This window comes from Paraburkholderia franconis, from assembly GCF_009362735.1.
GTDB classification, from domain to species: Bacteria; Pseudomonadota; Gammaproteobacteria; order Burkholderiales; family Burkholderiaceae; genus Paraburkholderia; species Paraburkholderia franconis.
The window spans coordinates 48,306-74,798 of the sequence record NZ_WHNP01000015.1 but is presented as its reverse complement, the minus strand read 5'-3'; the positions used below and the strand labels follow the sequence as shown (position 1 = coordinate 74,798).

General features: G+C 58.9%; 22 protein-coding genes and 2 pseudogenes. 11 read left to right on the top strand and 13 right to left on the bottom strand.

The annotated features are described in order from the left end of the window. Positions 1–26: 26 nt before the first annotated feature. The gene (locus GCT13_RS17990; protein WP_087737911.1) at positions 27–1,088 is read right to left on the bottom strand and encodes a porin; all 1,062 of its coding nucleotides are present in this window, start codon (positions 1,086–1,088) and stop codon (positions 27–29) included. 181 nt (positions 1,089–1,269) lie between these two features. Continuing rightward, positions 1,270–2,580: an MFS transporter gene (locus tag GCT13_RS17985; RefSeq protein ID WP_087737912.1), complete on the bottom strand. Its 1,311-nt coding sequence runs from the start codon at positions 2,578–2,580 to the stop codon at positions 1,270–1,272. 164 nt (positions 2,581–2,744) lie between these two features. Here GCT13_RS17985 and GCT13_RS17980 point away from each other — a divergent pair, with 164 nt between their 5' ends. Further along, a complete protein-coding gene (locus GCT13_RS17980; RefSeq protein WP_160111788.1) occupies positions 2,745–3,692 on the top strand; it encodes a LysR family transcriptional regulator in 948 nt (315 codons plus the stop codon). 452 nt (positions 3,693–4,144) lie between these two features. On the opposite strand, the gene GCT13_RS17975 is transcribed toward GCT13_RS17980, so the two are convergent. From GCT13_RS17975 to GCT13_RS17930, 10 genes are all read right to left on the bottom strand, one after another. After that, on the bottom strand, positions 4,145–5,188 hold the full coding sequence (locus tag GCT13_RS17975) for an alcohol dehydrogenase catalytic domain-containing protein (protein WP_087737914.1): 1,044 nt from the start codon (positions 5,186–5,188) through the stop codon (positions 4,145–4,147). 40 nt (positions 5,189–5,228) lie between these two features. Continuing rightward, on the bottom strand, positions 5,229–6,284 hold the full coding sequence (locus GCT13_RS17970; RefSeq protein WP_152760289.1) for a 2Fe-2S iron-sulfur cluster-binding protein: 1,056 nt from the start codon (positions 6,282–6,284) through the stop codon (positions 5,229–5,231). Positions 6,285–6,319: 35 nt separating this feature from the next. Continuing rightward, positions 6,320–7,684, bottom strand: a complete 1,365-nt coding sequence (locus GCT13_RS17965) for a phenylacetate--CoA ligase family protein (protein ID WP_227746890.1) — start codon at positions 7,682–7,684, stop codon at positions 6,320–6,322. A 26-nt stretch (positions 7,685–7,710) separates the two neighbouring features. Continuing rightward, the gene (locus GCT13_RS17960) at positions 7,711–8,325 is read right to left on the bottom strand and encodes a DUF2889 domain-containing protein (protein WP_087737916.1); all 615 of its coding nucleotides are present in this window, start codon (positions 8,323–8,325) and stop codon (positions 7,711–7,713) included. 16 nt (positions 8,326–8,341) lie between these two features. Further along, the gene (locus GCT13_RS17955) at positions 8,342–9,526 is read right to left on the bottom strand and encodes a lipid-transfer protein (RefSeq protein WP_087737917.1); all 1,185 of its coding nucleotides are present in this window, start codon (positions 9,524–9,526) and stop codon (positions 8,342–8,344) included. A 25-nt stretch (positions 9,527–9,551) separates the two neighbouring features. Beyond that, positions 9,552–10,346 carry an enoyl-CoA hydratase/isomerase family protein gene (locus GCT13_RS17950; RefSeq protein ID WP_227746889.1) on the bottom strand — a complete coding sequence of 265 codons (795 nt, stop codon included), beginning with the start codon at positions 10,344–10,346 and terminating at the stop codon, positions 9,552–9,554. Continuing rightward, entirely contained in the window at positions 10,343–10,798 is a 456-nt protein-coding gene (locus tag GCT13_RS17945) for a MaoC/PaaZ C-terminal domain-containing protein (RefSeq protein ID WP_087737957.1), read from the bottom strand. Before GCT13_RS17945 ends, GCT13_RS17950 begins: the two co-directional genes overlap by 4 nt. Positions 10,799–10,866: 68 nt before the next feature. Beyond that, a complete protein-coding gene (locus tag GCT13_RS17940) occupies positions 10,867–11,994 on the bottom strand; it encodes a CaiB/BaiF CoA transferase family protein (RefSeq protein ID WP_087737918.1) in 1,128 nt (375 codons plus the stop codon). A gap of 6 nt (positions 11,995–12,000) precedes the next feature. Next, entirely contained in the window at positions 12,001–13,032 is a 1,032-nt protein-coding gene (locus GCT13_RS17935) for a hypothetical protein (RefSeq protein WP_087737919.1), read from the bottom strand. 103 nt (positions 13,033–13,135) lie between these two features. Continuing rightward, positions 13,136–13,723, bottom strand: a complete 588-nt coding sequence (locus GCT13_RS17930) for a TetR/AcrR family transcriptional regulator (RefSeq protein WP_087737920.1) — start codon at positions 13,721–13,723, stop codon at positions 13,136–13,138. Positions 13,724–13,978: 255 nt separating this feature from the next. On the opposite strand from GCT13_RS17930, the pseudogene GCT13_RS49325 reads away from it, so the two are divergent. The 10 genes and pseudogenes from GCT13_RS49325 to GCT13_RS17875 all read left to right on the top strand — a co-directional run. Beyond that, a pseudogene (locus GCT13_RS49325) lies at positions 13,979–14,548 on the top strand (site-specific integrase); the annotation flags it as partial. 151 nt (positions 14,549–14,699) lie between these two features. Further along, positions 14,700–14,906 (top strand): DUF4158 domain-containing protein, encoded by a 207-nt coding sequence (locus GCT13_RS17915; protein WP_143811081.1) that lies wholly within the window; start codon positions 14,700–14,702, stop codon positions 14,904–14,906. 108 nt (positions 14,907–15,014) lie between these two features. Beyond that, complete coding sequence (locus GCT13_RS17910; protein WP_087737922.1) at positions 15,015–15,284, top strand: hypothetical protein; 270 nt, start codon at positions 15,015–15,017, stop codon at positions 15,282–15,284. Between the two features lie 1,483 nt (positions 15,285–16,767). Continuing rightward, on the top strand, positions 16,768–18,258 hold the full coding sequence (locus GCT13_RS17905) for an acyl-CoA carboxylase subunit beta (RefSeq protein WP_087737924.1): 1,491 nt from the start codon (positions 16,768–16,770) through the stop codon (positions 18,256–18,258). A 10-nt stretch (positions 18,259–18,268) separates the two neighbouring features. Beyond that, positions 18,269–19,492, top strand: a complete 1,224-nt coding sequence (locus GCT13_RS17900) for a hydroxymethylglutaryl-CoA reductase (protein ID WP_087737925.1) — start codon at positions 18,269–18,271, stop codon at positions 19,490–19,492. Beyond that, positions 19,489–20,985 carry an acetyl-CoA carboxylase biotin carboxylase subunit gene (locus GCT13_RS17895; protein ID WP_087737926.1) on the top strand — a complete coding sequence of 499 codons (1,497 nt, stop codon included), beginning with the start codon at positions 19,489–19,491 and terminating at the stop codon, positions 20,983–20,985. The genes GCT13_RS17900 and GCT13_RS17895 overlap by 4 nt, the downstream gene beginning before the upstream one ends. Positions 20,986–20,995: 10 nt before the next feature. After that, positions 20,996–21,610: an acetyl-CoA carboxylase biotin carboxyl carrier protein subunit gene (locus GCT13_RS50875; RefSeq protein WP_087737927.1), complete on the top strand. Its 615-nt coding sequence runs from the start codon at positions 20,996–20,998 to the stop codon at positions 21,608–21,610. Between the two features lie 40 nt (positions 21,611–21,650). Continuing rightward, positions 21,651–23,033 carry an MmgE/PrpD family protein gene (locus tag GCT13_RS17885; protein WP_235851031.1) on the top strand — a complete coding sequence of 461 codons (1,383 nt, stop codon included), beginning with the start codon at positions 21,651–21,653 and terminating at the stop codon, positions 23,031–23,033. A 55-nt stretch (positions 23,034–23,088) separates the two neighbouring features. Further along, on the top strand, positions 23,089–23,523 hold the full coding sequence (locus tag GCT13_RS17880; protein ID WP_087737929.1) for a MaoC family dehydratase: 435 nt from the start codon (positions 23,089–23,091) through the stop codon (positions 23,521–23,523). Between the two features lie 260 nt (positions 23,524–23,783). Continuing rightward, a pseudogene (locus GCT13_RS17875) lies at positions 23,784–24,606 on the top strand (IS630 family transposase); the annotation flags it as partial. Between the two features lie 209 nt (positions 24,607–24,815). Here the strand turns inward: GCT13_RS17875 and GCT13_RS17870 are convergent. Next, the gene (locus tag GCT13_RS17870; RefSeq protein ID WP_087737930.1) at positions 24,816–26,450 is read right to left on the bottom strand and encodes a pyridoxal-phosphate dependent enzyme; all 1,635 of its coding nucleotides are present in this window, start codon (positions 26,448–26,450) and stop codon (positions 24,816–24,818) included. Positions 26,451–26,493 lie beyond the last annotated feature (43 nt).

Below are 26,493 nucleotides of genomic sequence, written 5' to 3'. Positions count from 1 at the left end.
GTTCTCCTATGAAAAGGCTGGCGCGGTCAGAATTTCTGCCGGAGGCCAAGGGCGAAGACGGTGCTGCTCATGCCGGGCGCGGACACCGGCGCTGAGCCGAACGACAGGGCCGATTGCCCTGTGTTCTTGAAGCCGCCGATCCGCCCGTACACGCCGGTGAGTTTCGAGAACTGGTAGTCGTAGCCGAGCAGCGCGCCGAGCGCGTGGCTGGCATGGCCGGCGATCACGCGATACGCGAGGTCGGCCCGGATCGCGTGCGGGCCGCGCTGCCAGATCGCGCCGACCGAATAAACCTGCGCGACGCGCGTGCCAGGTGCGGTGGGGCGCATCAGCGTGTAGGCGAGCGACATGAGCGTCGGGCCGAACGCGTACGATGCGCTGGCCATCACCGAGTCGGTGCGCGGGCCGTCGGGCGAGCCGCCCAGCGTCGACGACGTGGCGGCCCAGATCGCGTTGTATGCTCCGCTCAGTATCAGCGGGCCGCGCGCGAAGTTGGCGACAGCACCCGCGTTGCTCGCGACCGTACTTGCGCCGGCGGCGTTGCGCAATGCATAGAGCACGGTGATGTCGAGCCCGCCGTAGGTCGGCGTCTTGTAGCTGATCGCGTTCTCGATGCGTCCCGGCAACGATGCAGCGCCGTGTCCGAGGTCGCCCCCCACGATCGCGGTGCTCGCGAACGGCGACAACTGGCCGACGAGATAGAACGGGTCGGCCGCTTCGGGCATGATCGCCGGATACTGCTTGCCGAGCTTGATCGTCCCCCAGCTGACGGAACTGATCGCGATATTGGCTTCGCGGTTGTAGAACGACGTCGCGCTCTGCGGTCGGCCTGACATCAGATCGAAGCCGCTTTCGAGGCGGAAGCTCACGCGCAGACCGCCGCCGAGATTCTCGCTGCCGATGAAGCCGAAGCGCGACGTCGATGCGCCGCCGCTCATCAGGCCGGCGCTCGTCTGGCTGCCGATGCGCGCGTACTGCAGGAAGCTGTCGAGCGCGCCGTAGATCTGCACGTTTGCCCGGGCCGGCGGGGTCCACGTGCAGCTTGCCGCGCAATACGCAGCCATCAGGGTTGAATTGCGCAGGTTCATGTCGTTGTGTTGCGATCGTCGGCGCGCAAATCGCGGCCGCGCAGCGGCACGCTCGCGCACGCGTCGACGTCGCGGAGTCTGTCGGCCTGCGCGGGCAGGCCGGTTCGGGTACGGAGTGGCGCGGGCCGGTGCCGGACCGGGGCCCCGCGTCGTCGGGAAAGGGGACGGCGTCGGGCGTAGTCTAGCGGCCGTCGTCGTCGCGCGTGTCGGCGGGGCGCTCCCGGAAGCGCCACAGCGCGAGCATGCTGACGGCGCCGCATGCGAGCACGTACCACGCGGGCGACATCGGATCGCCGGTGCGATGGAGCAGCCACGTCACGTTGAATTGCGCGAAGCCACCGAAAACCGTCACGCCGACGCTGTAGATCGTCGCGAGCGCGGTAGCGCGCACGTGCTGCGGGAACGCTTCCATGATCAGCAGCAGGAACGCGGAGCTGCCGGCGGTGGCGAAGGCCATCACGACGATGACGATCGCCACCATCAATTCGACCGACGGCGCGGCGATCAGCAGCCGGAACGCCGGATACACGCAGGCGAGCGACACCAGCCACGTGACGGCAATCATAGGCTTGCGGCGCGGCAGACGATCAATGATCCACCGCCCCGAGACGAGCGCGGCGACGATCATCGACAGCCCCGACGCGCAGCCGGCGAGCAGCGAGGTCGCCATCGGCAGGTGCAGCGTGCGCACCGCATACGCGGGCATGTAGAACACGAAGATGTACAGCGTCGACGTGCAGCCGACGCTCAGCAGCGTGCCCAGTACGACACGGCCGAGATAGTGCGTGAATACCTCGCGGACCGCGCTGCCGCGCGCCGACGTGTGGGTTTCGTCAAGGTGCCGGCGGATGTAGAAGCCGACCGGGCCGAGCAGCAGGCCGAGCAGGAACGGTATGCGCCAGCCCCAGCTTTCGAGCGCGTCGGCCGACAGCACGGCCGACAGCAGCGCGCCGCAGAGCGCGCCGAGCAGTGCCGCGACGCCTTGGCTGATCACCTGCCAGCTCACCATGAAGCCGCGGCCCGACAGTGGGCCCGATTCCATCAGCAGCGTCGTCGACGCACCGACCTCGCCGCCGGCCGACAGGCCCTGCAGCAGCCGGCCGATCACGACCAACACCGGCGCGACGACGCCGATGCGCGCATAGGACGGCGTCAGTGCAATGATCGCTGTGCCCGCGATCATCAGCTGGATCGTCAGCGTCAGCGCCGCGCGCCGGCCTGCACGATCTGCGTAGTTGCCGATCAGGATGCCGCCGAGCGGGCGCATCACGAAGCCGACGCCGAACGTCGCCATCGCGAGCAGCAGCGGCCCGACGCCCGAATCGACCGGAAAGAAAGTCTTGCCGATCAGCGCGGCGAAGTAGCTGAACACTGTGAAGTCGAACATCTCGAGCGCGTTGCCGGCCGAGGTGGCGATGATTGTCCGTGTCTGCACAGAACGGCGGCGCGGGGCCGACGGCGCGTCGGCGAGCGACGTGGCGGCGTCTTGCATCGGGGATGTCTCCATAGGAATGGGTGTCTCCATAGGAAATGGGGTGTCCTGAGAGTTGGCTGGATGTTAAGTCCGGGGAAAACATCCAGATACGCGCAAGTTTTTATCCTGATAACATTTGTTTATCCCCCCCAATCCGTCGCTCGCCCCCAGCCATTCGTCGCATGAAACTTCACCAGCTTCGCGCGCTCGTGGCCGTCGCCCGCTCAGGCAGTATCCACGAGGCCGCCCGCACGCTGCACCTGACGCAGCCGGCCGTCACACGTTCGCTGCGCGATCTCGAGGACGAACTCGGACTGATGCTGGTCGTGCGCAGTTCGTCGGGCGTCACGTTGACCGACGCGGGGCGGGCGATGCTGCAGCGGGCCAAACTGGTCGTCAACGAGGTCGCGCGCACCGAGGAGGAGATGGCGCAGTTGCGCGACAACCAGCAGGGCCGGCTCGCGATCGGCATGACGCCGCTCGCGGGCATCACGGTGCTGCCGGCCGCGTACAACCGCTTTCGCCGTGCGATGCCGGACGTGCAGCTCGAGTTCGTCGAAGGCAGTCCGTCGCAGCTCGTCGAGCAGTTGAAGAACGGCGCGCTGGATTTTGCGTTGGGCGCCGGCACGGATGCGCAGGACTTCACGTCCGTGCGCTGCGTGCATCTCGAGACGTTTCCAATGTGGTTCGCGGTCAGCCGGAAAGGGAAGCTGGCCGGCGCGAAATCGCTCGCAGACCTGCAGGACGCCGAGTGGCTGCATACGGGGCGGTCGGCCGATTTCCGCGTGTTTCTTGAGGAGCTGTTCGAGCGCGCGGGGTTGCCGGCGCCGCGCCGCGTCACGCGCTGTGCGTCGCAGACGCTGTTCTATGCGCTGGCCGTCAACAGCGACGTGGTAACCGCGTGGACCCAGCTCGCGCTGCGCGGCGACGCATCCGACACGCTGAAGACGCTCGACCTGGTCGAGCAGCCGGTCGCGAGGAACCTGTACCTGCTGTTTCGCGAAAGCGCGGTGCCGACGTCGTCGGCGGAGTACTTCGTACGCTGTATCGACGACGTCGTAGAGGCCGAGCGCGCGCTTGCAGGAACGGCCGGCGGCGGGGCGTCGTCAACATCGTCGCACCGCGCTTGACGGCGGCGCGCTCGGGCGCTGCCCGCGCGGCAACGCGCAACGGTCGCGCAACCGTTATCGGTCGCTGGCCGCGCGCGTCATCGCGAGCAGCTCGTCGATGAATGAGCGTGAGCCGAAATAAATCATGCCGTTCGAACCGGCCTTCACGGGGTAATCGTTCGAATGGTGAAAAATCCGGCGGTTTCTTCCGAAAAGCGCCGATTGCTAAATGACTTACAAATCCGTCGACTGCGCAAAAACGCGAGGTCGGTGCGCCTTGCTGCAAGCGGTTTTGCAAACTATCACCGCCAGATTTTGCGCCACGATTACCCCACGTTAGGCGTGTAGACCTTGCGCAATTCATCGGCGCCTACCTCGGCGAGCAGCAGCGGGTAGGCAGCCTCATGCACTGTACTCATGCAGGCGGTTCAAACGGAAGTCGCTCGCGGCAAAACTCTCCGAGCATCATCGACTCATCGCTTCGGCTGCAAAACCACTCGCCCTGCGGCTCGTCCTGACTCCACGAGCGAATGCCCCAATGCCGCGTCGTCCAATGACAATACTTCACTGATAACCGGCTTGACGAATCCATGATCCATCAACACCAAAGCGTCATCGAGATGATTTCTCGAACTGCTTGTCACGGATAACATGGACTGGTTGCGCAGGAAGAGCTGCGCCGGATTGAATGGTACGAATTCTCCAGTAACCTGGCCGATCATGACCCAGCGCCCGCCGTCCGATAAACTTTTTCGCATCGATTCAAATAATGGGCTACCCACGTTGTCTACCACGACGTCGACACCTTTTCCGGAGGTCAAGCGCTTCACTTCGCCTGAAAAGTCCTGTCCTCGTTCATGCAGCACGATCTCATGTGCCCCCGCCGCCTGGAGCAACGGGACTTTGTGCGGTGAGGTCGTTTGCGCAATCACAAATGCGCCGGCCATACGTGCAATCTGAATCGCCTGCAATCCCAGCCCACCTCCAGCACCGGTAATCAGCACCGACTCTCCCAGCCTTACGCAACCCACGTCGCGTATCCCGTTCAGAGCAGTCCCGACAGGGCACGCAGCTACTGCAGCCCAATCGAATGACACCGACTCTGGTATCCGTGCAATCGTGTTGCTTGCGACGGCTACATACTCCGCATAACCTCCAACCATGCCCCAGTCGCCAAGAAATTTGTTCTCCGCGCATAGCGCCTCATGCTCGCTGCGGCAGTGTCGGCATTCACCACAAATGTGATAGCGCTGGGACGTAGCAACGCGATCGCCAGATTGATAGTTTGTAACACCCTTACCCACCTCAACCACGGTCCCGCTAATTTCATGGCCCGGAATGCATGGCATCTTCACTCCACGGCGCAAGGTACCATTGCGCACCGCGATGTCGTGAAAGCAGATTCCGCACGACTCAATCTGGATGACGACCTCTCGCTCGCGGGCCACTGGATCGGGAACCTGCTCCACTTTCATGACCTCTACCCCGCCCGGCTCCCTGACGACGATTGCTTTCATTTGATTTCCTTCCGTAAAAGAACACTTCTATACCGCACTCCTATGCGGCGACTGTCGTTTGAGACACGACGGATGCCGGGGCGCAAGCGTGGACCTGAGCATAATAGCCCTCCGTGTAGATGAAGCGTTCGCTGGCCCCCAAGCGTTTTGCAGCCAATGCACATGCGTCGACGAACGTCGGGCTGCCTGCAATAAAGACGCTGTAATTGGAAAGGTCTTTGAATTGCTTCGGCAGAACGTCTGGAATCCGTCCAGTCAAACCGCCGTGGGTGTCTCGAGTCAGCGTGGGTATGTAACGGAAATTGACATACTTCTTGGTCCAGTATTCGAACAAACCGCTCTCGTAGAGATCGTCAAGGGTCCTTGCAGAGAACATCAGCGTGACAGGCTGGCGAAATCCGCGCCGGAGAGCCGCGTCGGCCAGCGACAGAATCGGTGCCAAGCCGGAGCCGGCCGCAATGCACAGGACAGGAGTCTCGACCGATGAGTCACCAATAAACGTTCCATAGGGTCCGGATACTGAAACTGACTCCCCTACCCTCAATTGATCGTGCGCCCAACTGCTCGCCTTGCCGTCTTCGACACGCGTAATTTGCAAGGTCAGCTCCCCATCCGGTTTTGGGGCGCTGGCCAAAGAATAGCAGCGCGGAGGAATCCTCCCCTCGGGGTCCCCCAACAGGACGTACTGCCCCGGCCAATAGCGCATCGGGGGGCCGAGCGGACGTAGTCGAAGTTCGACAATACGCCCAGTGCGCCGAATACGATCGGTCACGACATAAATCTGGTTGGTTTGTGGCGGAAACAGATTCAGTTTGGCTTGCTCACTACCCCATTCGAGTACAAGCTCATCGGACAAAGGCTTGGCCATGCACATCAGACCGAAGCCCTGCTTCCTGTCTTCCTGGGACAAGGCCATATCGAGCACGATGCCCTGGTCGAACCGCCCCGACAGAACCTTGACCTTGCAGTCTCCACAAGCACCCGCACGGCAGTTGTTGGGCAACGCATAACCCGCGTTCTCCAGCGCCATCAATACAGTCTCGCCGGCGCCGCACTTGACCTCGTGGCCGGCAGGATGAAGGCGAATCGTTTTCATACGTTGAATACTCCGTTTCTACGATCGGGGACTGGTCAGGACTTCTGACGCTTGACGACCCGGGTTGCCTTGCCCTCGTATCGCGGCAGTTGGCCTTCCTCGTAGCACTTGACCGTGCAGGTCAGGCCGAGCCGCGCTCGCAGCAGGCTCTTCAGTTCCCCTTCGAGGCTGGTGGCGCAAAGCGAGGCCTGATTGGCCCGCTCGAAAGCCACTTCAATCTGGTCCATGCTGCCATCCTGGGAATCGATATAGACCTGCCAGGCTTCCTTGACAGTGCCGTGCTGACTGGCGATGACATCCTCGATTTGCGACGGGAAGACCATGACGCCACGCACCTTCATCATGTCATCGGAACGCCCGATGATCCTGCCGACCAGCGGAAAGCCATGGCGGCCGCACGGGCAGCCGTATGGATGGTCGGACAGTCGGACGAGGTCGCGCGTGCGCCAGCGCACGACCGGCGAGGCCTCCTTGTCCAGCGTCGTCAGCACCAGTTCGCCTACCTCCCCCGGCCCGACCGGTCGGAAGCTGACAGGGTCGATGATTTCAGTGAGGACCGAATCGTCGTTGATCAGGTGCATCTCGTCGGCGGCATGCGAATGCTCGCACGAGATGCCGACAATCGGGCCTCCGGCCTCCGTGGAGCCATAGATGTTATGAGCCATGAAACCATCCGGCATCATCGCTTCCATCTGGTCGCGAAAGGCAGTCGAGACCGACTGGCCTCCGAAAAGGCCGACACGCAGCTTCCAGTCCTTCCGGGGATTAACGCCGACCTTATGCGCATGCGTGATCAGCGTCATTAGCCAGAGCGGCGACATGGTGGTCGCATCGTAGGCATGGTCGCGAATCCAGGTTGGCATCAGGTCGCTGCGGCCGGGCCCGATCGGAAAGTTAACCGCGCCGTAGGTTTGAATCGCCTCGTCCATCGACGAGCCCCCCACCCAAAGGCCATAGCCATACCCTTGGTAGACCCGGTCACCCGGCACGATGCCAACTGTCCGGAAAATTCGGCAAAGTTGCTTAACGACCGTTTCGCGCCAGTCTTTCGCGGTGAAGCCGAACAGGACCGGAAGGCCCGTTGTGCCCGACGTGGCCGTGAAACGCATCACCTTGTCAAGCTCGACCGTCAGCATCGGAAACGGGTACATCGCTCGCAGATCGATCTTTTCGAGCATCGGGAAGTTGGAGAGCACATCCAGCCCTGTCAAGTCCAAAGCGCTCACGCCAGCCGATCTGAAATGTTTCTTCCATACTTCGGAGTGTTGAAGCCTTTCACCCAGGCGGATCAGCTTGCGCGCCTGGATGGCACGAACCTCGTCTCGGCTCGCAAAGTCTTCGGCAACATGGTTACGCACGCTCATATCCATCGTCTCCTCCATATATTCCTTGTGATGCATACGGTCACCACCGGATTGGTTCGTGGCTACTCACTGCATGTCTTCTGGCTTTTCCACCAATCCGGGTAGACCTCCTTGACGAGTTCACCACTTGCCTTAAGGGCGTGGCAGCCATCTATTTCGAACGGTCGCTGTCCGTTGTCGCGCCGCTGCCAGCGCTCCTCGGCTCTGCTCTGGATCACCAACGTCGGGATCAGGTAGAGCATTTCGGTCAAATGGCTGCAACCTGCGATACCGCCGAACAATTTGCTGACAGCTGAGCGAAAACCATGCAGGAGATTCAGTCCGACAATCTGACGATAGGAAGCGCCGATCGTGTCGCAAATCCCCGGGTACGGCGTCGCAAGCGAGTTGACGACCACGTCGACGATCCGGAAGTCGGCATCGACCGTCGCCCACATCGCCATGTGGTGCATCGGCTGTCCGCCCAGACGGGTACCCCGGGTCAGCAGAAAATCGTCCGGCTTGCTGTCAATCAGTGTGATCTCGATATCCAGCATTCCATCGTCGCGCTGATAGCCCGCACAATCGAAGGAACGGCGATGAAGCAGCTCGCGCGTGAGTTTCACAGTGGGGCCGGCGCTATCGCCACGGTGCTCCTCGTTGGCGGAGATAGCCGGTTGCGAAATATGCTCAACCATGATGTCACCCGTCTTCTCAGGCCGACTGATACAGGGTCACGACGCATGCACCGCCGAGACCCAGGTTATGTTGCAGCGCCGTGCGCGCCCCCTCGACCTGGCGCGCTCCGGCCCCTCCGCGAAGTTGCCACACGAGTTCGACACATTGCGCTAACCCGGTCGCTCCAAGCGGATGGCCTTTCGACAGCAACCCTCCGGATGGGTTGACCACGTAGCGGCCGCCATATGTGTTCTCGCCGTCCCTGATAAACCTCTCGGCCGTACCTGGTGGCGTCAGCCCCAGGCCTTCGTAAGTAATCAATTCGTTGGCCGTGAAGCAGTCATGCAGTTCAACAACGTCGACGTCCTCCGGACCGATGCCGGATTTTTCGTAAACATCCCTCGCGGACGAGGCCGTCATGTCGTAGCCGACCACATGGCGCATATCGTGTGACTCGAAGGTGACCGGCGTATCAGTCCTCATCGACTGCGCCTTGATGACTACCCGCATATCAAGTCCGTGCTTCCTCGCGAACACGTCAGAGCAAAGGACGGCGGCGGCAGCACCGCACGTCGGCGGACAGCATTGCAGCCGGGTCATTGGATGAAAGACCGTCGGTGAAACCATGACCTCTTCCAGAGTGACCTCATCCCGGAAGACCGCATTCGGATTGCGCGCCGCGTGGCGACGGGCCTTCACCGCAATCATCGCGAAGGTTTCCGGTGCTATGCCGTATTCCTCCATATAGGCACGACCGGCGCCGCCAAAAAACTGCGCGGCGCGTGGAATGCCGTCCTCGTAGCCCTGAATCGAGCGCATCCGATCGGCAAACGCGGCGACTGGCGATGGTCGATCCGTGAAGCTGCTTTTTAGCGCACCCGGCGGCATTTGCTCGAAACCGACCGCCAACACACATTCGGCCACGCCCGATTCAATGGCCTGGCGCGCCAGGAATATTGCTGACGAGCCGCTCGCGCAATAATTGTTCAGATTGAAGATCGGAATGCCGGACAGCCCGACCTTGTACAGCACGGCCTGCCCCGCCGCGGAATCACCGAACACATAGCTGGCGTAGGCCTGCTGGATTGCGCCGTAGGACAGTCCGGCATCTTTCAGGGCAAGCGTCACGGCACCGGGGCCCATGTCGGTGTAGGGGCGCGCGACGCTCGGCTTCATGAACGGCACCATACCGACGCCGACGACGAAGACCTTATTGGTCATCTTTTCATCTCCTCGACCGCTTGCTTCAGCGACCAACGAAGGTGGGTTTGCGCTTTTCCTGGAAAGCCTGAAGGCCTTCCGCGGCGTCGCGAGTGTGCATCAGCGCGGCCTGAGCAATCGCTTCAAGCTCGACCGTCTGTTCATAGGTATGCCCTTCATCGAGGATTTTCTTGCTTGCCTTGAATGCTTGCGTTGGACCACTGATGATGGAAGCGAGCAATTTGTTAGAGACGGATTCCAGATCCGGGGCAGCAACGGCGCGATTAACCAGGCCGATCCGAGCTGCTTCCAGTCCTGAAAACAGCCGGCCGGTGAAAATCAACTCAGCCGCCCGCGCACGGCCGAGGCGTTCACGCAGCTCATAATGCCCGCCCGAATCCATGACCAGACCGATATTCCGAAACGGGCTTCCGAGCAAGGCCGTCTCGGCGACATAGGCGATGTCGCAAGAAAGCGCAAGACCAAAGCCAAATCCCAGCGCCGGGCCTTCGATCTGCGCAACGGTCGGGATTGGGCACTGACGAACGGCGGCCAGCACTGGATTGATCTGGTCTCTCAAGACATGGAGTGTGTCGTCGTTCTTTGGATCGACATCTGAAAGATCGCGCCCCGCGCAGAAGCTTCCGCCGCTGCCGCGGATAAGAATGGCGCGGCTACCGCTGGAGCGAGCCTCCTTGACCGCGGCGGCAATCTCCTGCATGCCTTCGATGGTCAAGCTGTTCTTCTTCCGAGGACGATTCATGGTAATGGTGGTCAGCCCAGCATCGTGTACAGCGATGATCGACTCGCTCTGGGCACCGACTTTTTCGATAGTGGTCAATTGGCTATCTCCTTACAGGCCATCAATATCTGCAGATCGCTTGTCATGACCATGATCCCGTTCTGATTCACCATGTTCCATGCCAGGCGAACGACACCGTCACGCTTTTCCCGTTTTGTTTCCGTGGAAAGGACCCGGGCTTCAAGGTGAAGCGTGTCACCGATATAGGTTGGGGCCGTGAAGCGAAGGTTGTCGGTTCCGTAGTTGGCGATGATTGCCGGGGCGTCCGGCGGTATACCCAGGCCTGCCGCGTAAGCCAGGACCAGAAGCCCCGGCGTGATGCGTTGACCAAAACGCGTCTGCGCGGCGTAGTGGGCATCGGTATGCAACACATACCAGTCTCCGGTCAGTGCGCACCATTGCACAATGTCGCACTCCGTGATCGTCCGGCCACGGGTAACCATCGATTCGTCGACTTGAATCTCGTCGAAGTATTTCGTCAAGAAAGACAATCTCGCCTCCTTACCAGCATGTCCCAAAATGACCGTGCATACGGTCGATGATATTTATTGGCATCGATTCAGGAGCCGCCGAGATGCGCAATCGACGACTGACTCACACCCCAGCCGGCAAGCACAGCCAGGCATCGCTCCGGTGTACTGTCGTCCGGAGCACCGGCGAGCGAGCCAGTCCGCGAGAACCTCGGCGCGGCGCCTGGCGAGATTCCGGCGGCGGACACCGAATACGTTGCACGAGCACGGTTGTGCTCATGTGCAGGCGCCTCATCCAGCTCCAGTACCGGTGTTACACACGCATCTGCCTCCTCGAACAGCCTAGTCCAGGACTCGCGCGTCTTGCGCAGAAACACCTTGGCGACGATCTCTTTCTGAACGGGCCACAGGTCGCGACGCCACTGTGCCTGCATCACAGCGTCGTCGATTCCGCAAACGCGGAGAAAAACCCTGTAAAAATCCGGCTCGATCGCGCCAACGGCCATGTACCGACCATCGGCACACTCATAAGTGCTATAAAAGGGAGCCCCACCATCGAGCAGGTTGCTTTCACGCTCATTTCGCCACGTGCCCATGTTCCTCAAGCTGAGAATCATGGCTAGTTGCAAAGCACATCCGTCGATCATGGCGGCATCGACAACCTGGCCGCGTCCGGATGTCCTCTTTTCGAGCAGTGCTGAGAGCATACCCACCGTAAGGAGCATCCCACCGCCACCGAAGTCGGCCACGAGGTTCAGTGGCGGCAAAGGACCGGAATTCTTGCGGCCAATGGCGGATAAGGCACCCGACAATCCGAGATAATTGATGTCATGCCCTACCCTGCCAGCAAGCGGTCCGTCCTGCCCCCAGCCCGTGACGCGACCAAAGACCAGCCCCGGATTGAGCGTCATGCAATCCTTTGGCCCGAGGCCGAGACGTTCCATCACGCCGGGACGATATCCCTCGATCAGGCCATCAGCCTTGCAGATCAGCTCGTGAACGATTTCTTTGTCCCGGGCATTCTTCAGGTTGAGTTCCAGACTGACGCGACCTCGATTGAGTATGTCGGAAGCCTCATCGATCAGCGGCTTTTCGTGGCCCGGCTTGCGCGTGATACGTATGACTTCCGCGCCCATGTCGGCGAGCATCATGCCGCAAAAAGGCGCCGGACCGAGGCCTGCCATTTCGATGAAGCGATATCCGGAAAGCGCGCCCATGACTGTTTAGAAGACCGGGATGATGTCATCCCAATCAATCGCCGTGATTTCCTGTCCCTGAATGCCCACTTCCGGAATCGCCGGGAACGCAATCCCGTATTTGTCGAGCAGGCCCTTCAGGTTGAGCATCGACTTGCGCCAGTTTTCCTTCTTTTGCTCGTAGTCCGGAATGAAGAACCCGGCCGCCCGAGCGATCGCCTCAGATTCGCGCTGCGTTGCTATGAAGTCGGACGGCAAGTCCCAGAATTCGGGCGGCGGTTCGAACAGGACAGCAGACAGGAACAGATAGCCGGCCCGGATCTGCTTTGTGATGATCGCAGCATCCTCCTGCGGCAGATTCGGGTAGTCGCGTTCCATCAGCGTCATGCAAATAGCCATATGACGCGCTTCGTCGCGCCCGATGCTACGGAAGGCCTCCTTGAAAAGGATTTCCTTGCAGCCATTGGCCATCTGATGGAAGATCGACGCGGCCGCGATCTCGCCCATCATGAAAGACGAGAACAAAACCGCCAGACTATATTTGGGCACCGCCTTCTTGTAGCCGTTCCAGTAACGCGCGCCGTTGTGATAAAGCCAATGAACATTGCGCTTCAGACGACGCCCCAGTTCGGTCTTCGGTTCGTAATCCAGAGCGCTGGACACACCGCCAAGCAGCTTCTCGACCATCATGCCGCAGACCACTTCGTGGTTCATTTCGTCACGGGTGATTGAGAAGAAGGCGCGACGAACAGGATCTTCCTCATGCTCTTCGAAGGTCTTGATCACGGCGGCCGCGAAGACGGGGGGCCCAGAACCGTCGAAAACCCCCAGCAACGTCCACCAGTAGGCGATTGCTTCGCGCTGCTCCCACGAGTACTGCTCAAAGCTCAATGAATCCCAGGGCAACTTCTTCGGGTCCCATGCATCCCTTAGCGAGGCGTCCCAGACCTCTTCCAGTTTCATGGTCTTGCGATCCCACCGAACTGGAAAAATATTCGGCTCGGTGATTGGCGGCGGCAGCTCCATCGTGTCGGCGATGGCTTCCTTGTTCATCGACATGCGTTTCCCTCCCTTGTACGAAGAATTACCCGTCCAGACGGTCAATCTATGAGTCAAAATGTATCATTGGCCGTCTGGACGGTCAATTAATTTGCAAAAAAATTCAGAGCACCCCATGCAGGCACAGGTCCACGGCCTTGCTGGCAAGGGATGAGAGGCTCAGTGCGCCCTCGGGCTCGTACCACGTATGTGTCCAGTTCAACATTCCGTAGATAAGCATGGCATGAGCGGATGTATTCAGACGTGCCTTGAACCTCTCGGGGTTCAGTTCCTTGAGGACGGCACCGAGTTGCTGAACCAGTTGATGCTCCGAGCCCCGAACATCTGCCAGCACCGCTTCGGGCAAATATTCAGCGTCCGTGAGCAGCACCTTGTGACGATCCCGCATGCCAAAGTAGTAGTTCAGGTGAGCGAGAACATATTTCCGAAGTTTCTCTTCCGGAGGAAGCTTCGACCCGGTAATGTCGCGCGCAATCGTCAACAGACCGTTGACATGCTCCAGCAACATTTCCGAAAGCATCGCCTCCTTCGACGGGAAGTAGTGGTACATCCGCGACTTCGACGCGCCGGACGCAGCCCCGATGTCGATGATGTTCGCGTTCCGGAAGCCCTTTTCCGCAAAGACGCGCGCCGCTGCAGCCAGGATTGCCGCCTTAACGTCGTCGAAATTGTCTGCTCGAGTTCGTGCCATACTTGGATCGTGGTCCCAGAAACTGCCGCAATTATAGCGAAAACCCTATCCAAGACCGCCAATCCACCGCCCCTGCACCGCAAAAAATTCGGGCAACTCAGGAACCTCGTATTTCGGACGCTCACGTTCGACATCGATTCGCGTACGTGGTGCGCGAATTCAGGCGCCGCTGGCTGAACCGTCGCGGGCAATCGCGGGCAGATCGCGGACGACGGCGGCGCGGGCAAGCCGACGGCTCGAGGCGCGAGCGTTTCTGACGCTTTACGCGCCTTTACTGCGGGCGAGTGGATCTGGTTGGAGTCATTGCTGATGGGCCTGAATGGCCGCACGGGTGGACGGCATCCGCTGCGGAGCGACTGCGCTTTCTGCTCGATTTTGGTTATGCAACCGGCCTACGCGCCGGCGAACTCGTCGGCGCCACGCTTGGCGGCATCGAATCGGCGCGCACGACGAGCGCTCGCGGCGCGGTAAGGATGCGAACCCCGGCAAGGTCGTTCTCCCATCACTGGCGAGCGAAGCGTTGGACCAGTACCTTCGCAGCGCGCGCTACACGTGAGTCGGGCACGCTGGACGCATGACACGCCGCTCACCGGCAACCTGGAGGACGAGGGCGGCATTACCACGCCGCGACTGCGGGACGTGCTACGCCGCTTCTTCCGGACTGCGCCTGACGCCATTGAGTCCGATCATCGATGCTCGCCGACAAATTGCGGGCGAGCCACGCCGCACTGGATGAGGCACACACATGCCACCCATGCACTCGCGCGGGGCGCGACGTTCACCACCGTACGCGAAAACTCGCGCCACGCGTCGGTCACAACCACGATATTCTCACGTCGGCAGCCGGGATGACGACTGTCCACGAAACCATCTACCCCATCCTGCCGGCTGCGCCGAGCACAGCCGAGCTGAGAGCAGCGTTCACGCCAACCTCGCCGAAAATACTTGGTGCGCCGACAATCCCCGGCAGGAATCGATGGCTGTCCTGATTATGGTCCATATGAAGCTACTGCAGCGGCTCAGCTACTTCCCAATGTTGTCGGACGTGCCGGTTGCGATCATCGACCACATTCGCATCGCACTGCGGGCACGCCCGCTGTCTCGGACGGCAATCTCGCGCTACGATCAGTCCGGCACCTGGATTCGTCACCAAAAGGTGCTCCGTTCTTATCTCGGCATTTGAGCGTTCGATCCCGACGAGGAAACAGCGTGGCTGGCCAAGCTCGCACGCGAGGAAGCCCAAACGAAAACCGAGCTGCCCGATATCGTCAACGTCCCGATCGACGATCTGGTGCGCACGCCGCTACGAGCCTCCGTCGCTCGCTATGCGCTTGCCGTGCTCTTCATCCAGGCGCAGCTTCAGAAGGCGCTCGACGACGTGACCGAGATCTTCATAAAGGTGATGCGCAAGTACTCATCTTGTGCGAACGTCAGCATCAATCTGCTGATGGGCGAACGCAACGCGGCCCGAAAGCGGAAACACAAACTTGTAATTCAGATGTACAGAATGAAATCCGTGTCGACGCATTGTCGTGACTGCGCCAATTATGCGATAGGTTGAGCCGGAATTGTCAGGAATGAGACAGAGCGAAGCGTCGAAGCAGCGTCGGCAGTGCCGTACTCACGTGGCACGGATCTGGCGTCGATCGACTCACAGATGCCGCGAAGGTGCATCGCAAGTAGCTCGATCATTGTCGCCTCCAGTCGCACCGGCCCCCGCCGGCCATGCAAATCGCGATCTTTGAAAGTCGCAATCAAGTCGGAAGCCCCGTGTTCTTAAAGACTCGGCGAAGTCGCACTTGCCGAAACGATACCGGTCAACTAGCCAAGAATCTAATCCGTCAATGAACTTTTCCCCAAGATCCTCGCCGTCATCATTGGTATTCGAACGTTCCACGAGCCTGCAGCGTGTATTGGTAGAACCGTTTGCGGCAGGCATCGCATGTAATAATCTCAAGGCATTTCTTGCAGATCCAAACGTTTCGTCTCGACACTGCGATACTTGCATCGGTGTAATCCGCTCGCCTTCGTCGCGCACAGCCGTTAATAGTGACCGAATGGTGGTTGTGCCCAAAAGAGCGACCGTCGACTTCGAATCTTCTTTGGGCGCTGGCACGGAGCATAGACTACTTCGTTGCGTCACTGCGAGCGCAAGTGACTTAATCCCGCTCACTCCGGAGACGTCACTCTCCGACGCGCTTCTAATCGACCCTTTGAGCATCCCCCTAAAGATCTGTAGGAATTTCGTTGTCTCGGTTGGCAGCTGCAACGTAATGCTGATCGGCCGAGACTATAGGGTGCTCCTGTTTGCGATTGTATTGCACGAACTCCACAGGCCGCGACAGATCATTGTCATCGGAAGCCAGCGAGATCATGCAACCCTTCGGAGAATTTCTGATTATGGATTCAGTTGCTATGTCGATAGTCAAGTTCCGAGGTTAACACTTAGGGGGGACATCGCTATCGATACCGTTGCGACCAGGTGGTCCAAGGGCGTTGCAGCCAAAGCATTGAAGCAAGCAGGCGGTCTTCTCATCGACGGTTCAGATCAGGCCCTATGCGTAGGGCGCGTAAGTGCAAAGGCTAGCGGCTCCGGAGACCCCAGACGTCTTTCAATTGTCGACTACGCGAATTCGAATTGTTTCATCCACGAAAATAAAAACCTTTTTGATGGGATTGTCGGTGAATCAATTACGATTCGCGCTGGGAGAGATCTGATGTTTACGCCGAAAAATTACGGTTTGCTTTGCGGTGTAATTTTATCGGAGTAAGAAAGGGGATCCAGCAACGGTTTGCAGGACATCGTTTGCAGATGAATGCGAGTATATCTCTCGCCCCATCCCAAATTTCGTGATAGAAGCGGCGGCTGCGATCAAAATGGCGTCAATTCCAGCGGCGCAACTTTTGGACACACTAATCTTGGATCTGAGTTGGCGGCGGGGAATCGGCTTAAACCGACACGGTGGGATTTTTTTCGTGAACCACTGCTTTGGAGCCATACAACTGGCGACGACAGTAGCTTGCCGCCTGAGAGAGCAAGAGCAATGAGCGTCAAGTCTCAACGTTTTCCCGTGCTCGACGCACGTCCAATGAACGCGCGAGAAGCCATCGCGATGCTCGTCGATCCTGGCACGTTCATCGAGACGCATCGCCTCGTCGAACACGACTCGCGTCACTTTGGCGCTGAACGCCGCACCGTGCCGGGCGACGGTCTGATCACCGGCCATGGAAAAATCGATGGCCGCACCGTTCTCATATACGCGCACGATCGCGCGTTCCTGAGCGGCAGTTCCAGTCGAATGCACGCCGTCAAAATGTCCAACCTCCTTGATCTCGCGCTGCGCATTGGCGCCCCGATTATTGGGCTGAACGAATCCTCTGGCATCAGGATCCACGAAGGGGTGGATGCGGGAGTCCAGTTTGCCGATGTGTTCTACAAGACTGTGAAGGCATCGGGTGTTGTGCCACAGATCTCTGTGATATTCGGTGACTGCGCCGGCGGTGCGTCTTATACGCCCGCGTTGACCGACTTCATTATCATGGCCGGCGATGATGCTTCAATGTTTCTGACCGGGCCATCCGTCATTCGGGCCGCAACCGGCGAAAGTGTGACCAACGCCGAGATTGGTGGTAGTCGCATGCACGTTCAGGTAACTGGTCTTGCCCATTTTCGCGCGGAAGGACGACCTCACGCCGTCGCCCTCGCGCGTGACCTGCTCGGCTATCTTCCCCAGAACAACACCACCCGCCCGCCGTTCAGGGATGAGGGCGATATAGCGTACCGCGCCACCGGCAAGCTCGAATTTGTTATCCCGTCAGAGAAATCTGAACCATATAGCGTACTCGATGTGATACAGGAAATTGTCGATAACGGTCAATTCCTGGAAATTCAGCAAGAATTCGCTCGGAATATCGTTTGTGCTTTCGCCCATCTCGCAGGCCGGTGCATCGGTATTGTCGCCAACCAGCCCGCCTTCAAGGGTGGGTGTCTGGACGTTAGCGCATCCATCAAGGCGGCCCGATTCGTAAGGATGTGCGATTCATTTGACATACCGCTCCTTACGCTTATTGACGTGCCTGGCTATCTTCCTGGTCTTGAGCAGGAAACCGGCGGCATTATCGGAGCGGGCGCGAAGCTGTTGCATGCGTACTGCGAGGCCAACGTTCCGAAAATCGCCATCGTGCTGCGCAAGGCGTATGGTGGGGCCTACCCAACTCTCGCGAACGCGTCGGCGACGGATTTCATTTTTGCCTTACCCCAATCGGAAATTGCGGTCATGGGGCCGGAGGGTGCCGTTTCTGTGATCTTCAAACGGGAACTCGAGAACGTCGGACAGGCGGCGGCACGGCGCCTCGAACTGATCGAGGAATATCGCGAGGCTCATGCGAGCAGCATGTATTCCGCTCGGAAGGGATATATCGACAACATCGTTGCTCTGCAAGAAGTGCGGAACACGCTCATATCGAGCTTCGAACTTCTAGCCGAGAAAATATCGAGTACACCGCTACGTCGCCACTCGAACATTCAACTGTGAGGGACACGACATGAAGATTCCCCGATTTCCAGAGAACGACTACAGCACGGATGCGATCGCAACGCGCCTTCACTGGCTGGAGGATCGCACCGGTCGGTCGTTTCCTTACTTGGCAGGGGAGCGCGTTCCGACCGAGCTGGTCACCGGAACGTGCGAGAACGTCGTAGGCTTTGTGGGTGTGCCGGTTGGCGTCGCGGGTCCGGTGAGGATCAACGGCGTTCGGGCGCGTGGAGATTTCGTCGTACCGCTTGCTACGACGGAGGGTACGCTCGTTGCCTCGTTTTCGCGCGGCATGCGGATCATCACGGCGAGCGGCGGATGCAGCGTAACCGCACCGGAGAACTCCAGTGCACTGGCCGGCAGAGGCACGTATGCTTTCTTCGGCGACGCGCTCATCAAAGTCTCTGCCGTCGTCCTTCGGCATGCCTCTCTGGCGACACAGTTCGACGCATGGCTGCGATCCAATGCGGCTGCGGTAGCCGATGCGGCGAACGACACGAGCCGGTACGCTCGGGTAAAAGAAATCAGTCCGCTGTATCAGGGCGATTTGGTGGGCCTTTCGTTCGTCTACGAGACCGGTCAGGCGATGGGTCTGAACATGGCCACGAAAGCCAACGAAGCGGCCTGCAGGTACATTCTGGCCAATGCCGGCGATCTGATCTCCGATTACTACAACACCCTCGGCGGCGACAAACGGTTTGTGCCCGATGAAGCCAAGGGGCGCTATGTCTCGGCGAGCGTTCTCATTCCGCGAGAAGCGCTTCGGGAAATCATGCGCACCACGGCCGCGCGAATGAACCGGTTTCTCGGTGCATGCAATACACTTCTCGCGCAGCGGGGAGCAACCGCCCCCAACATCCACGTTTCAAATGCACTGACTGCGCTGTTCATCGCGTGCGGACAAGACCCGGCGTTTGTGACCGTATCGTTCAAGAACGCCACCACGTCGTTTGAACCGCGGGATAACGGCGATCTACTGGCGTCGGTGACCCTGCCCAACATGATTGTCGGCACTGTGGGCGGCGGCACGCGCCTTCCTGTACAGCGCGAATGTCTCGCAATGATCAACTGCGAGGAGGATGCTCGCAAGCTCTCGGAGATCGCCGCCGCGGTGGCTCTAGCCGGGGAAATCTCGGTCGCCGGCGCTATCACCGCGAATGAGTTCACACGCGCACACACGACGCTTGGCCGCGGAGTGAACAGCGCGTTAACGGCCGCAGGAGCAGCGTCATGATCCGCAGGCTGCTGCTGTGCTGCCGCGGTGAGATCGCGATGCGGTTCATTCGAACTTGCCGTGAACTGGGTATCGAAACGGCTGTCGCGTACCCGGTTGAAGATATGGGCGCGCCTTATGTGATGGCAGCGGATCGACGCATTCCTTTACAGGCTCGCACACCATCTGAAGCGATCCCCGAAGTCATCGCGGCCGCGAAGCTTCTCCCTGCGGACGCAATCGCGCCGGGCTATGGACCGCTCGCGGAAAACGCCGGATTTTCGGCGCTCTGTGCTTCAGAGGGCTTTGTATTTGTCGGTCCCAATGTGAACGCGATCCGTCTCTCGGGCGACAAGCTGCAGGCGAGACAGGCCGCTGAAGAAGCTGGCGTCCCCGTGATTCCGGGCGCCATGATGCCGGCGGACATGGATTTGTGCGTGAGCATCGCAAGGCAGATCGGCTTTCCGATCATTGTGAAGGCTGTACTGGGCGGGGGCGGCCGCGGAATTCGCGTTGCTCAGGATGAACACGAACTCGTCGGCGTGCTCGAGGAAGTCAGGCGCGAGGCACAAGGTGCCTTTGGAAGTGACCAAGTCTACGTCGAGCGATTTCTTGGCGAGAAGGTCCGGCACATCGAGGTGCAGATCATTGCGGACCAACATGGCACGGTATTACATTTGGGTGACCGCGAATGCAGCGTCCAGAGGCGGCGCCAGAAACTCGTCGAGGAGGCGCCCGCCCCCAACCTGAGTGCTCGCGTTCGCCGGAGTCTGTATCGCTCGGCGTTGGGTATATCAAAGGCAATCAGATACGACAGTGCGGGGACGGTTGAGTTTCTCGTGGATCCCACCGGCCGCTTCTACTTCATCGAGATGAACGCTCGTATCCAGGTCGAGCATCCGGTAACCGAATCGGTCTGCGGCGTTGACATCGTGGAACAGATGATCCGGGTGGCGAGTGGCGAGCCGCTGGCGCTTGAACAGGACGACATTCACTTGGCCGGTCATGCCATCGAATTTCGGATATGTGCGGAGGACCCGCTGAACAGCTTCTTCCCGGTAGCCGGCGTTGTGTTGTCCTATGCCGTGCCGGAAGGGCCGGGAATTCGCGTCGATTCCGGGATTACGTCTGGCATGGTGCAGTCCCCGCTCTTTGACAGCCTGTGCACGAAGCTGATCGTGCACGGCCGCGATCGGACCCAAGCGTTGTTTCGGGCTACAGAGGCGCTTCGGGAGTTTAAGGTCGTGGGATTTCCCACCAACGTTGCCTTTCACCACTGGTTGCTTCGCCATCCGGATTTCATTCGCGGCGGCTACAACCTGGGACTGGTGGGGGAGTTCAGCGTCTCTGCCCCCGAGAAAACTGAGATCCAGAAGGGTCTTGTCGCTATTGCCGCAGTGTCGGCCTGGCTCGCAAGACGCAGGGAGCCGTCGGCGGACGTGGCGACAACGGCTGCGCCCGCGTCGCCCTGGCGAATGCGCAACCAACTACGCTCGTACGTTGACGTAATCTAGGAGAGTATCAGTGTCGAACCTAAATGGAACAGGGCGTAGCAGGACTGCCGCTTTTCATGTCACCAGTGACGCCGACTCGAACGAATCCGTCGACGTCACGCTTGCTAGTGCCGACGCGAACATCATCGACGTGATCGTCGATGAGACGCGTCTCCATATTGAAATACAGCACGTCGACTGTGGCGTCGATCAATGCTCCATGCCACGCCGTTTGCACTGCACCGTAGACGGCGTTCCGCGCGAATTCAGTATCGGCAAGACCGCCGACGGCCGCATTCATGTGCTTGCGGACGGCTATGCGGCGCAGTTTGACGTCCGCGCCGGACGGAAGCGTGCATCGGTTATGTCCGAATCAAAACGGACGGGTAGTAAATCTCCACTGATTGTCGCTCCAATGCCGGCCACCGTGCTGGAAATCTTGGTCCATATTGGTAGTCATGTGCATGTCAACGACCCGGTGATGCGTGTGGAAGCAATGAAAATGATTACGACGCTGAACGCTTCTGTCAACGGCGTCGTACGGGGTATTACGGTGACAGAAAACCAGACCGTTAGGGCTGGCGAAACACTGATCCGGATAGAACCAGTGAACGAAATCGCCGCACCGTCACTGACGATCGCCTAAAGAACTTCTTTACATTGCATTCAACGGTTGGAGGACACCAGTGACTCTCGAAATGCACATTGCAAGACATGTTATTGACGCGACGCCGGAAAGCGTCGGTAAGCCGGCCGTGCAGGTCGCCCAAAAATCACTGATCGACATTCTGGGCGTAACACTCGCGGGATCATCAGAGCCGGAGGTGCGGCTGCTTGCCGATGTGGTCGAGCAATGGGGCGGTGAAGGGCAATGCCGTACGCTCGGGCGTCAACGCGCCTTGCCTGCGCCATCGGCCGCCCTGCTCAATGGCGCGGCTTCGCGAGTATTCGACTTCGATGATGTGGTCGATTCGCTAGGGATGCATCCGAGCGTGGCGATTTTCCCTCCTTTGCTCGCCGTGGCCGAACTGACCGAAAAGCCGATCAGCGGGCTCGATTTTCTGGTGGCGTACGCGGTAGGACAGGATTTGTCTGTTCGGTTCGGAAAAGCTCGCCGCGAAACGCTTCTGGAAAGCGGTCGCTATGACCTCAGCAAGGTAATCGCGGCTACCGCGGCAGCCGGCAAACTTTTTGGACTGGACGCGCGGGCTCTTGTCAATGCGATGGGACTCGCCTACACATCGGCCCTCGGCGAAACACAATGTATGATCGACGGCGCGTCCGCGGTTTTTTACCAGCAGGGTCTCGTGGCATCGCATGCAGTCAAAGCCGTTCTACTTGCCGCTGCCGGATTGAGCGGAGCGAATCAGTTTCTGACAGGGCGATGGGGCTACTATTCTGCGTTTGAGCCAGGCTCAAATCTCAATGTCATCGAAGACAACCTTGGAAGGGACTTCAGGAACGTTGACCATATCGCCTTCAAACCCTATCCGACGTGCCGTCCAAATACGTCAGCCGTAGCACTTGCCCGATCGCTCGCTGGTCAGAAGACGTGGCACGCGGACGAGATTGATCGTATTGAGATCAGAACAAACCAGCAGATACGGGACCTCGTATGTTTGCCAGTCGAGGGGAAACAGACTCCGTCGAGCGTAGTGGAGGCGCGATTCAGCGTCGCGTACAACATTGCAACGGCGCTGCTGACGGGAGACCTGTTCATAAATGACTTCACCGAAGAAGCCATATGCCGCGCAGACGTACTGGCGGTTAGCCGGAAAGTGCAATCGCTGCACGATCCAGAATGCGAAGACCCCAAGCTGGGAGCCCATGGGAGAATTAAGATCGATATTCATCTCAGAGATGGCTCGAGCCTGAAGGACTCGATCGATTACCCCAAGGGCAATCCCAAGAACCCCATGAGTCTGGAGGAAATCGATCAGAAGTTTATTAAATGCGTCAGACACACGCAAGATACGAAACTGAACGAAAGCGCCGGTGACCTTCTTTCGTTGCTACATGGATTCCCTTCCGGCAGAGGCACCATAAGCGATCTCATGTCGCTGCTCTGATGTTTGACCACAGCAATTATTGACCTCCAATCCAGACAGTTCGTGGAGCCATTGCATGCCAGACTCTAGCTATAAAGTAGGCGAAACCACATCGCAACTGGTTACGTTCGATGTTGATTCCGTACGGCGGTTTGCGACACTTGCCGGAGACCACAGTCTCTTGCATCACGACGACGTGTTTGCCAAAGCAACCAGATTCGGCAAGCTCGTCGTCAGTGGCACGCAATATTCGGCGCTGATGATGGGCATGGTTGCAACCTTCCTGACGGAGCGCAGGGCGGGTCTTGGTCTGGAGTTCGAGTTCCAGTTCCGCAAAGCCGTGCTAGTAGGGCAGACCCTACGCATGGAATGGCGCATAGTGTCCGTCGAACCCAATCCAAAGCTCAAAGGAGACGTTATCGGCCTCGAGGGTTCATTGTTTGATGAGCTTGGCGAGATGTACGTTCTTGCCCGTTCGAAAAGCCTCAGCATACCGAAGGACCTGCTCTAAAGCGGGGCACCCTTATCCAGCAACTTGGCTGCGCCACCAATCCGTAGCGTGCCTGACGGACTGGCGTTGCGCGAGGCGCTTTTATTTGCCGACCTCATAAGCCGCTGCGCCCCGGCAAGCAGCGCATTGTGCCCCATCGGGCGCTCTTTCTTCACGAGCACTTCCTTCGAGTCCTGTTCCTAGTGCTCCGTTCCATTGTTAACTGATCTATGTTCGTGTAGCATGTTGGCGTCAGTGGAACGGGAGACATCAGCACGTCGATGGGACGACCTAAGGCGGAACTGGTGCTGAACGAAGACGAGCGCTCGCAACTGATATCGATCACACGTTCTCGCTCGATTTTGGCTGCGCTGGTCAAGCGGGCGCGCATCGTGCTGGCTGCGGCTGACGGAGAGCCCAACAGTGCGATCGCGCAGCGCCTGCAACTCACGCGCGCTACGGTGGACAAGTGGCGTCTTCGGTTTCTGGATCGCGCATCAACGGACTCTATGACCAAGTGCGCCCCGGCAAGCCGCGCACGATCGACGATGAGCGGGTGGCTCAGCTGATTCACAAGACCCTGCACACCAGGGCCGCCGATGGCTCCACGCACTGGAGCGTACGGACGATTGCCGCCGAAACAGCTATCTCGCCGACCAGTGTGCACTGTTACTTCAAGCTGTTGGGTCTGCAACCGCATCGCAGCGAAAGCTTCAAGCTCTCGACCGATCAGTTTTTCATCGAGAAATTGCGCGACGTGGTCGGCCTTTACCTGAGCCCGCCGGAGAACGCCCTGGTCTTGTGCGTAGACGAGAAGAGCCAATGTCAGGCGCTCGAGCGTACGCAACCCATGCTGCCGATGGGTTTCGGATACGTCGAAGGCGTCACCCACGATTACGTTCGTCATGGCACTACCACGCTGTTCGCCGCCCTGAACGTACTCAACGGCGCGTACTCGCCACCTGCAAACCGCGTCACCGGCATCAGGAATTCCGGTCGTTTCTGCGCGAAATTGACAAGGCGGTGCCGGCCGACCTCGACGTGCACTGCATCGTGGACAACTACGGTCGATCGCTCTCTGAACGACAGGGGCATATACACCCCCATCGACATACTATTATAAGTTGAAGGGTGAAGGGCCTTCACGCCACTACTCCCATTTCGAAGTCACGAAACATCCGCATTGCGGCAGGCCGCGACTCTCACTCGTCCGGCATGGCCCCCACAACAATCCTTGATCGTGGACCGTTCGTTCTCGTCGTTTAAAAATTTCCAAAACTTCCTCGAAAGAGTATCCGCGTTCGTTAGGCAGTTCAGTTTCGAGAGTCTATTTCGCATTCAAGTATATCCTGCATTCCATGCGGACCACAGTAACTAGCACCTGTTTCAAGAAAATTCGTTTGTTTATAGAGTCGCCTAGCTTTGCGATTGCGCGTATTAACACCGAGCATGAGTCGATTGACGCTTAATCTATTCGACTTGACCCATTGTTTGGCTAGATGAAGTGCCGCCTTACCGTACCCATTGCCTTGACGTGATCGAGCTATACGAAGGCTGTGAAGAGTAATAGCATCTGGCGGTGCCCATTCGGGCAGAGCAGCTTTTTCACGAAGGACGAAAAACCCAACGATTTCGTCCCGGATCGCAACCGAGAAAGGGTGCTCCAGATTCGGATTCGAGCTATTGCGCAACTCAGAAAATACCACGTACAAGGGATCCACGAACTGCGCCTGATCATGGTCCAATTCTAGATGGCTAACAAGTGCACCATCGGAATGGGACAAGGCAATCAGCGTTGGACTGACGTCGCCTTTCGAAGATTCGCCCGGCTCAGTTCGTTGTTTCGGACTAGGTTCGACCGGATGCTGAGTCAAAGGCTGCAGCCGCGTTTCGATCAAACTTGTCGATACAGGAGCGAGAAGACTAGAAAGGACCTGCTCCAGTGTCCGCCTTCCCCATGTATAGCACGACCAGCCCTTCAAGCTTTCCGTAGGCGTCTCTACGGCCACGGGTTCTCGACGAACTGCATCAGGCCACCCAGCAAATGACTTGAGCCAGGCGTCGTCGTAAACTGTTTCGCCGTAGCGGTGACCCTCATCGGGAAAGATAGCAACAACCTTTTTTCTCGGATGCTTACTTGACCACCAGTTGGCCACTCTGTAGGCGGCACCGCTGGCGGGCCCCATAAATAGTCCTCGATTCCTATGCAGTTGGTGAGTTGAGTGAAACGCTTCAACGGGAGTCAGCCAATGAATTTCGTCGAATTCTCTATGATCGACGTTGGAGGGAACGATCTCCCCTCCTAGACCAGCTAATCTTACAAGCTTTCCACTAGGCTGACCAAACAACACCGAATTTGGTGTATCAACACCGATCGCATGCAGTTCGGGGAACGAGGCTCTGAGAACGCGTGTCGTCCCGCACATGGATCCTCCTGATCCGACCGGGCCCACCAAGCAATCAATTTCTCCCAGCCTCTCAATCAGTAATTCGGCGAATTTACCGTAAGCTAGAGGATTAGCTAGGTTTGAATATTGGGAGGGCCAAAAGCTGCCGGGCATCTCCTTTAAATGCTGGGCGAGCCGGTTCAAGCGGGCCTGCTGAAGCCCACCACTGCGCGCAGGTTTGTCGACAATATCCAAGCGTACGCCGAGTTGGACCAGGCGCCTCCGAAGATGCCGATCTAATGTCCAATCGCTAACCAAAACAAGTTTGTAACCGTGCCGTGCAGCAAGCATGGCTAATGCGAGACCAAAGCTGCCGGAAGACGACTCACAAATGGTGCCTCCGGGTCTAAGAAAGCCCTCCTCTACGGCTCGCTCAAGCATAAACCGCGCTGGTAGCAGCTTCATAAGAAAAAAGCTCGCTCCATATAGGTCGCTATTCAACTCGACGATTCGGGGATTTTCAAAGTCCTCAAGCTTGCGCATCAAGGTGCGGCTAAACATCTCTCACTCCTCAGCTAAGATTCAGTCGGTCGGTCGCAACAGG

Excerpts from the sequence above, each read along its gene's own strand:
- GCT13_RS17955 (WP_087737917.1), bottom strand. The coding sequence starts at position 9,526 with ATGACCAATAAGGTCTTCGTCGTCGGCGTCGGTATGGTGCCGTTCATG.
- GCT13_RS17935 (WP_087737919.1), bottom strand. The coding sequence starts at position 13,032 with ATGTCGATGAACAAGGAAGCCATCGCCGACACGATGGAGCTGCCGCCG.
- GCT13_RS17870 (WP_087737930.1), bottom strand. The coding sequence starts at position 26,450 with ATGTTTAGCCGCACCTTGATGCGCAAGCTTGAGGACTTTGAAAATCCC.
- GCT13_RS17880 (WP_087737929.1), top strand. The coding sequence starts at position 23,089 with ATGCCAGACTCTAGCTATAAAGTAGGCGAAACCACATCGCAACTGGTT.
- GCT13_RS17990 (WP_087737911.1), bottom strand. The coding sequence starts at position 1,088 with ATGAACCTGCGCAATTCAACCCTGATGGCTGCGTATTGCGCGGCAAGC.
- GCT13_RS17980 (WP_160111788.1), top strand. The coding sequence starts at position 2,745 with ATGAAACTTCACCAGCTTCGCGCGCTCGTGGCCGTCGCCCGCTCAGGC.
- GCT13_RS17975 (WP_087737914.1), bottom strand. The coding sequence starts at position 5,188 with ATGAAAGCAATCGTCGTCAGGGAGCCGGGCGGGGTAGAGGTCATGAAA.
- GCT13_RS17930 (WP_087737920.1), bottom strand. The coding sequence starts at position 13,723 with ATGGCACGAACTCGAGCAGACAATTTCGACGACGTTAAGGCGGCAATC.
- GCT13_RS17915 (WP_143811081.1), top strand. The coding sequence starts at position 14,700 with ATGGCTGTCCTGATTATGGTCCATATGAAGCTACTGCAGCGGCTCAGC.
- GCT13_RS17985 (WP_087737912.1), bottom strand. The coding sequence starts at position 2,580 with ATGCAAGACGCCGCCACGTCGCTCGCCGACGCGCCGTCGGCCCCGCGC.
- GCT13_RS17940 (WP_087737918.1), bottom strand. The coding sequence starts at position 11,994 with ATGGGCGCGCTTTCCGGATATCGCTTCATCGAAATGGCAGGCCTCGGT.
- GCT13_RS17905 (WP_087737924.1), top strand. The coding sequence starts at position 16,768 with ATGAGCGTCAAGTCTCAACGTTTTCCCGTGCTCGACGCACGTCCAATG.
- GCT13_RS17900 (WP_087737925.1), top strand. The coding sequence starts at position 18,269 with ATGAAGATTCCCCGATTTCCAGAGAACGACTACAGCACGGATGCGATC.
- GCT13_RS17965 (WP_227746890.1), bottom strand. The coding sequence starts at position 7,684 with ATGCATCACAAGGAATATATGGAGGAGACGATGGATATGAGCGTGCGT.
- GCT13_RS17960 (WP_087737916.1), bottom strand. The coding sequence starts at position 8,325 with ATGGTTGAGCATATTTCGCAACCGGCTATCTCCGCCAACGAGGAGCAC.
- GCT13_RS17895 (WP_087737926.1), top strand. The coding sequence starts at position 19,489 with ATGATCCGCAGGCTGCTGCTGTGCTGCCGCGGTGAGATCGCGATGCGG.
- GCT13_RS17970 (WP_152760289.1), bottom strand. The coding sequence starts at position 6,284 with ATGAAAACGATTCGCCTTCATCCTGCCGGCCACGAGGTCAAGTGCGGC.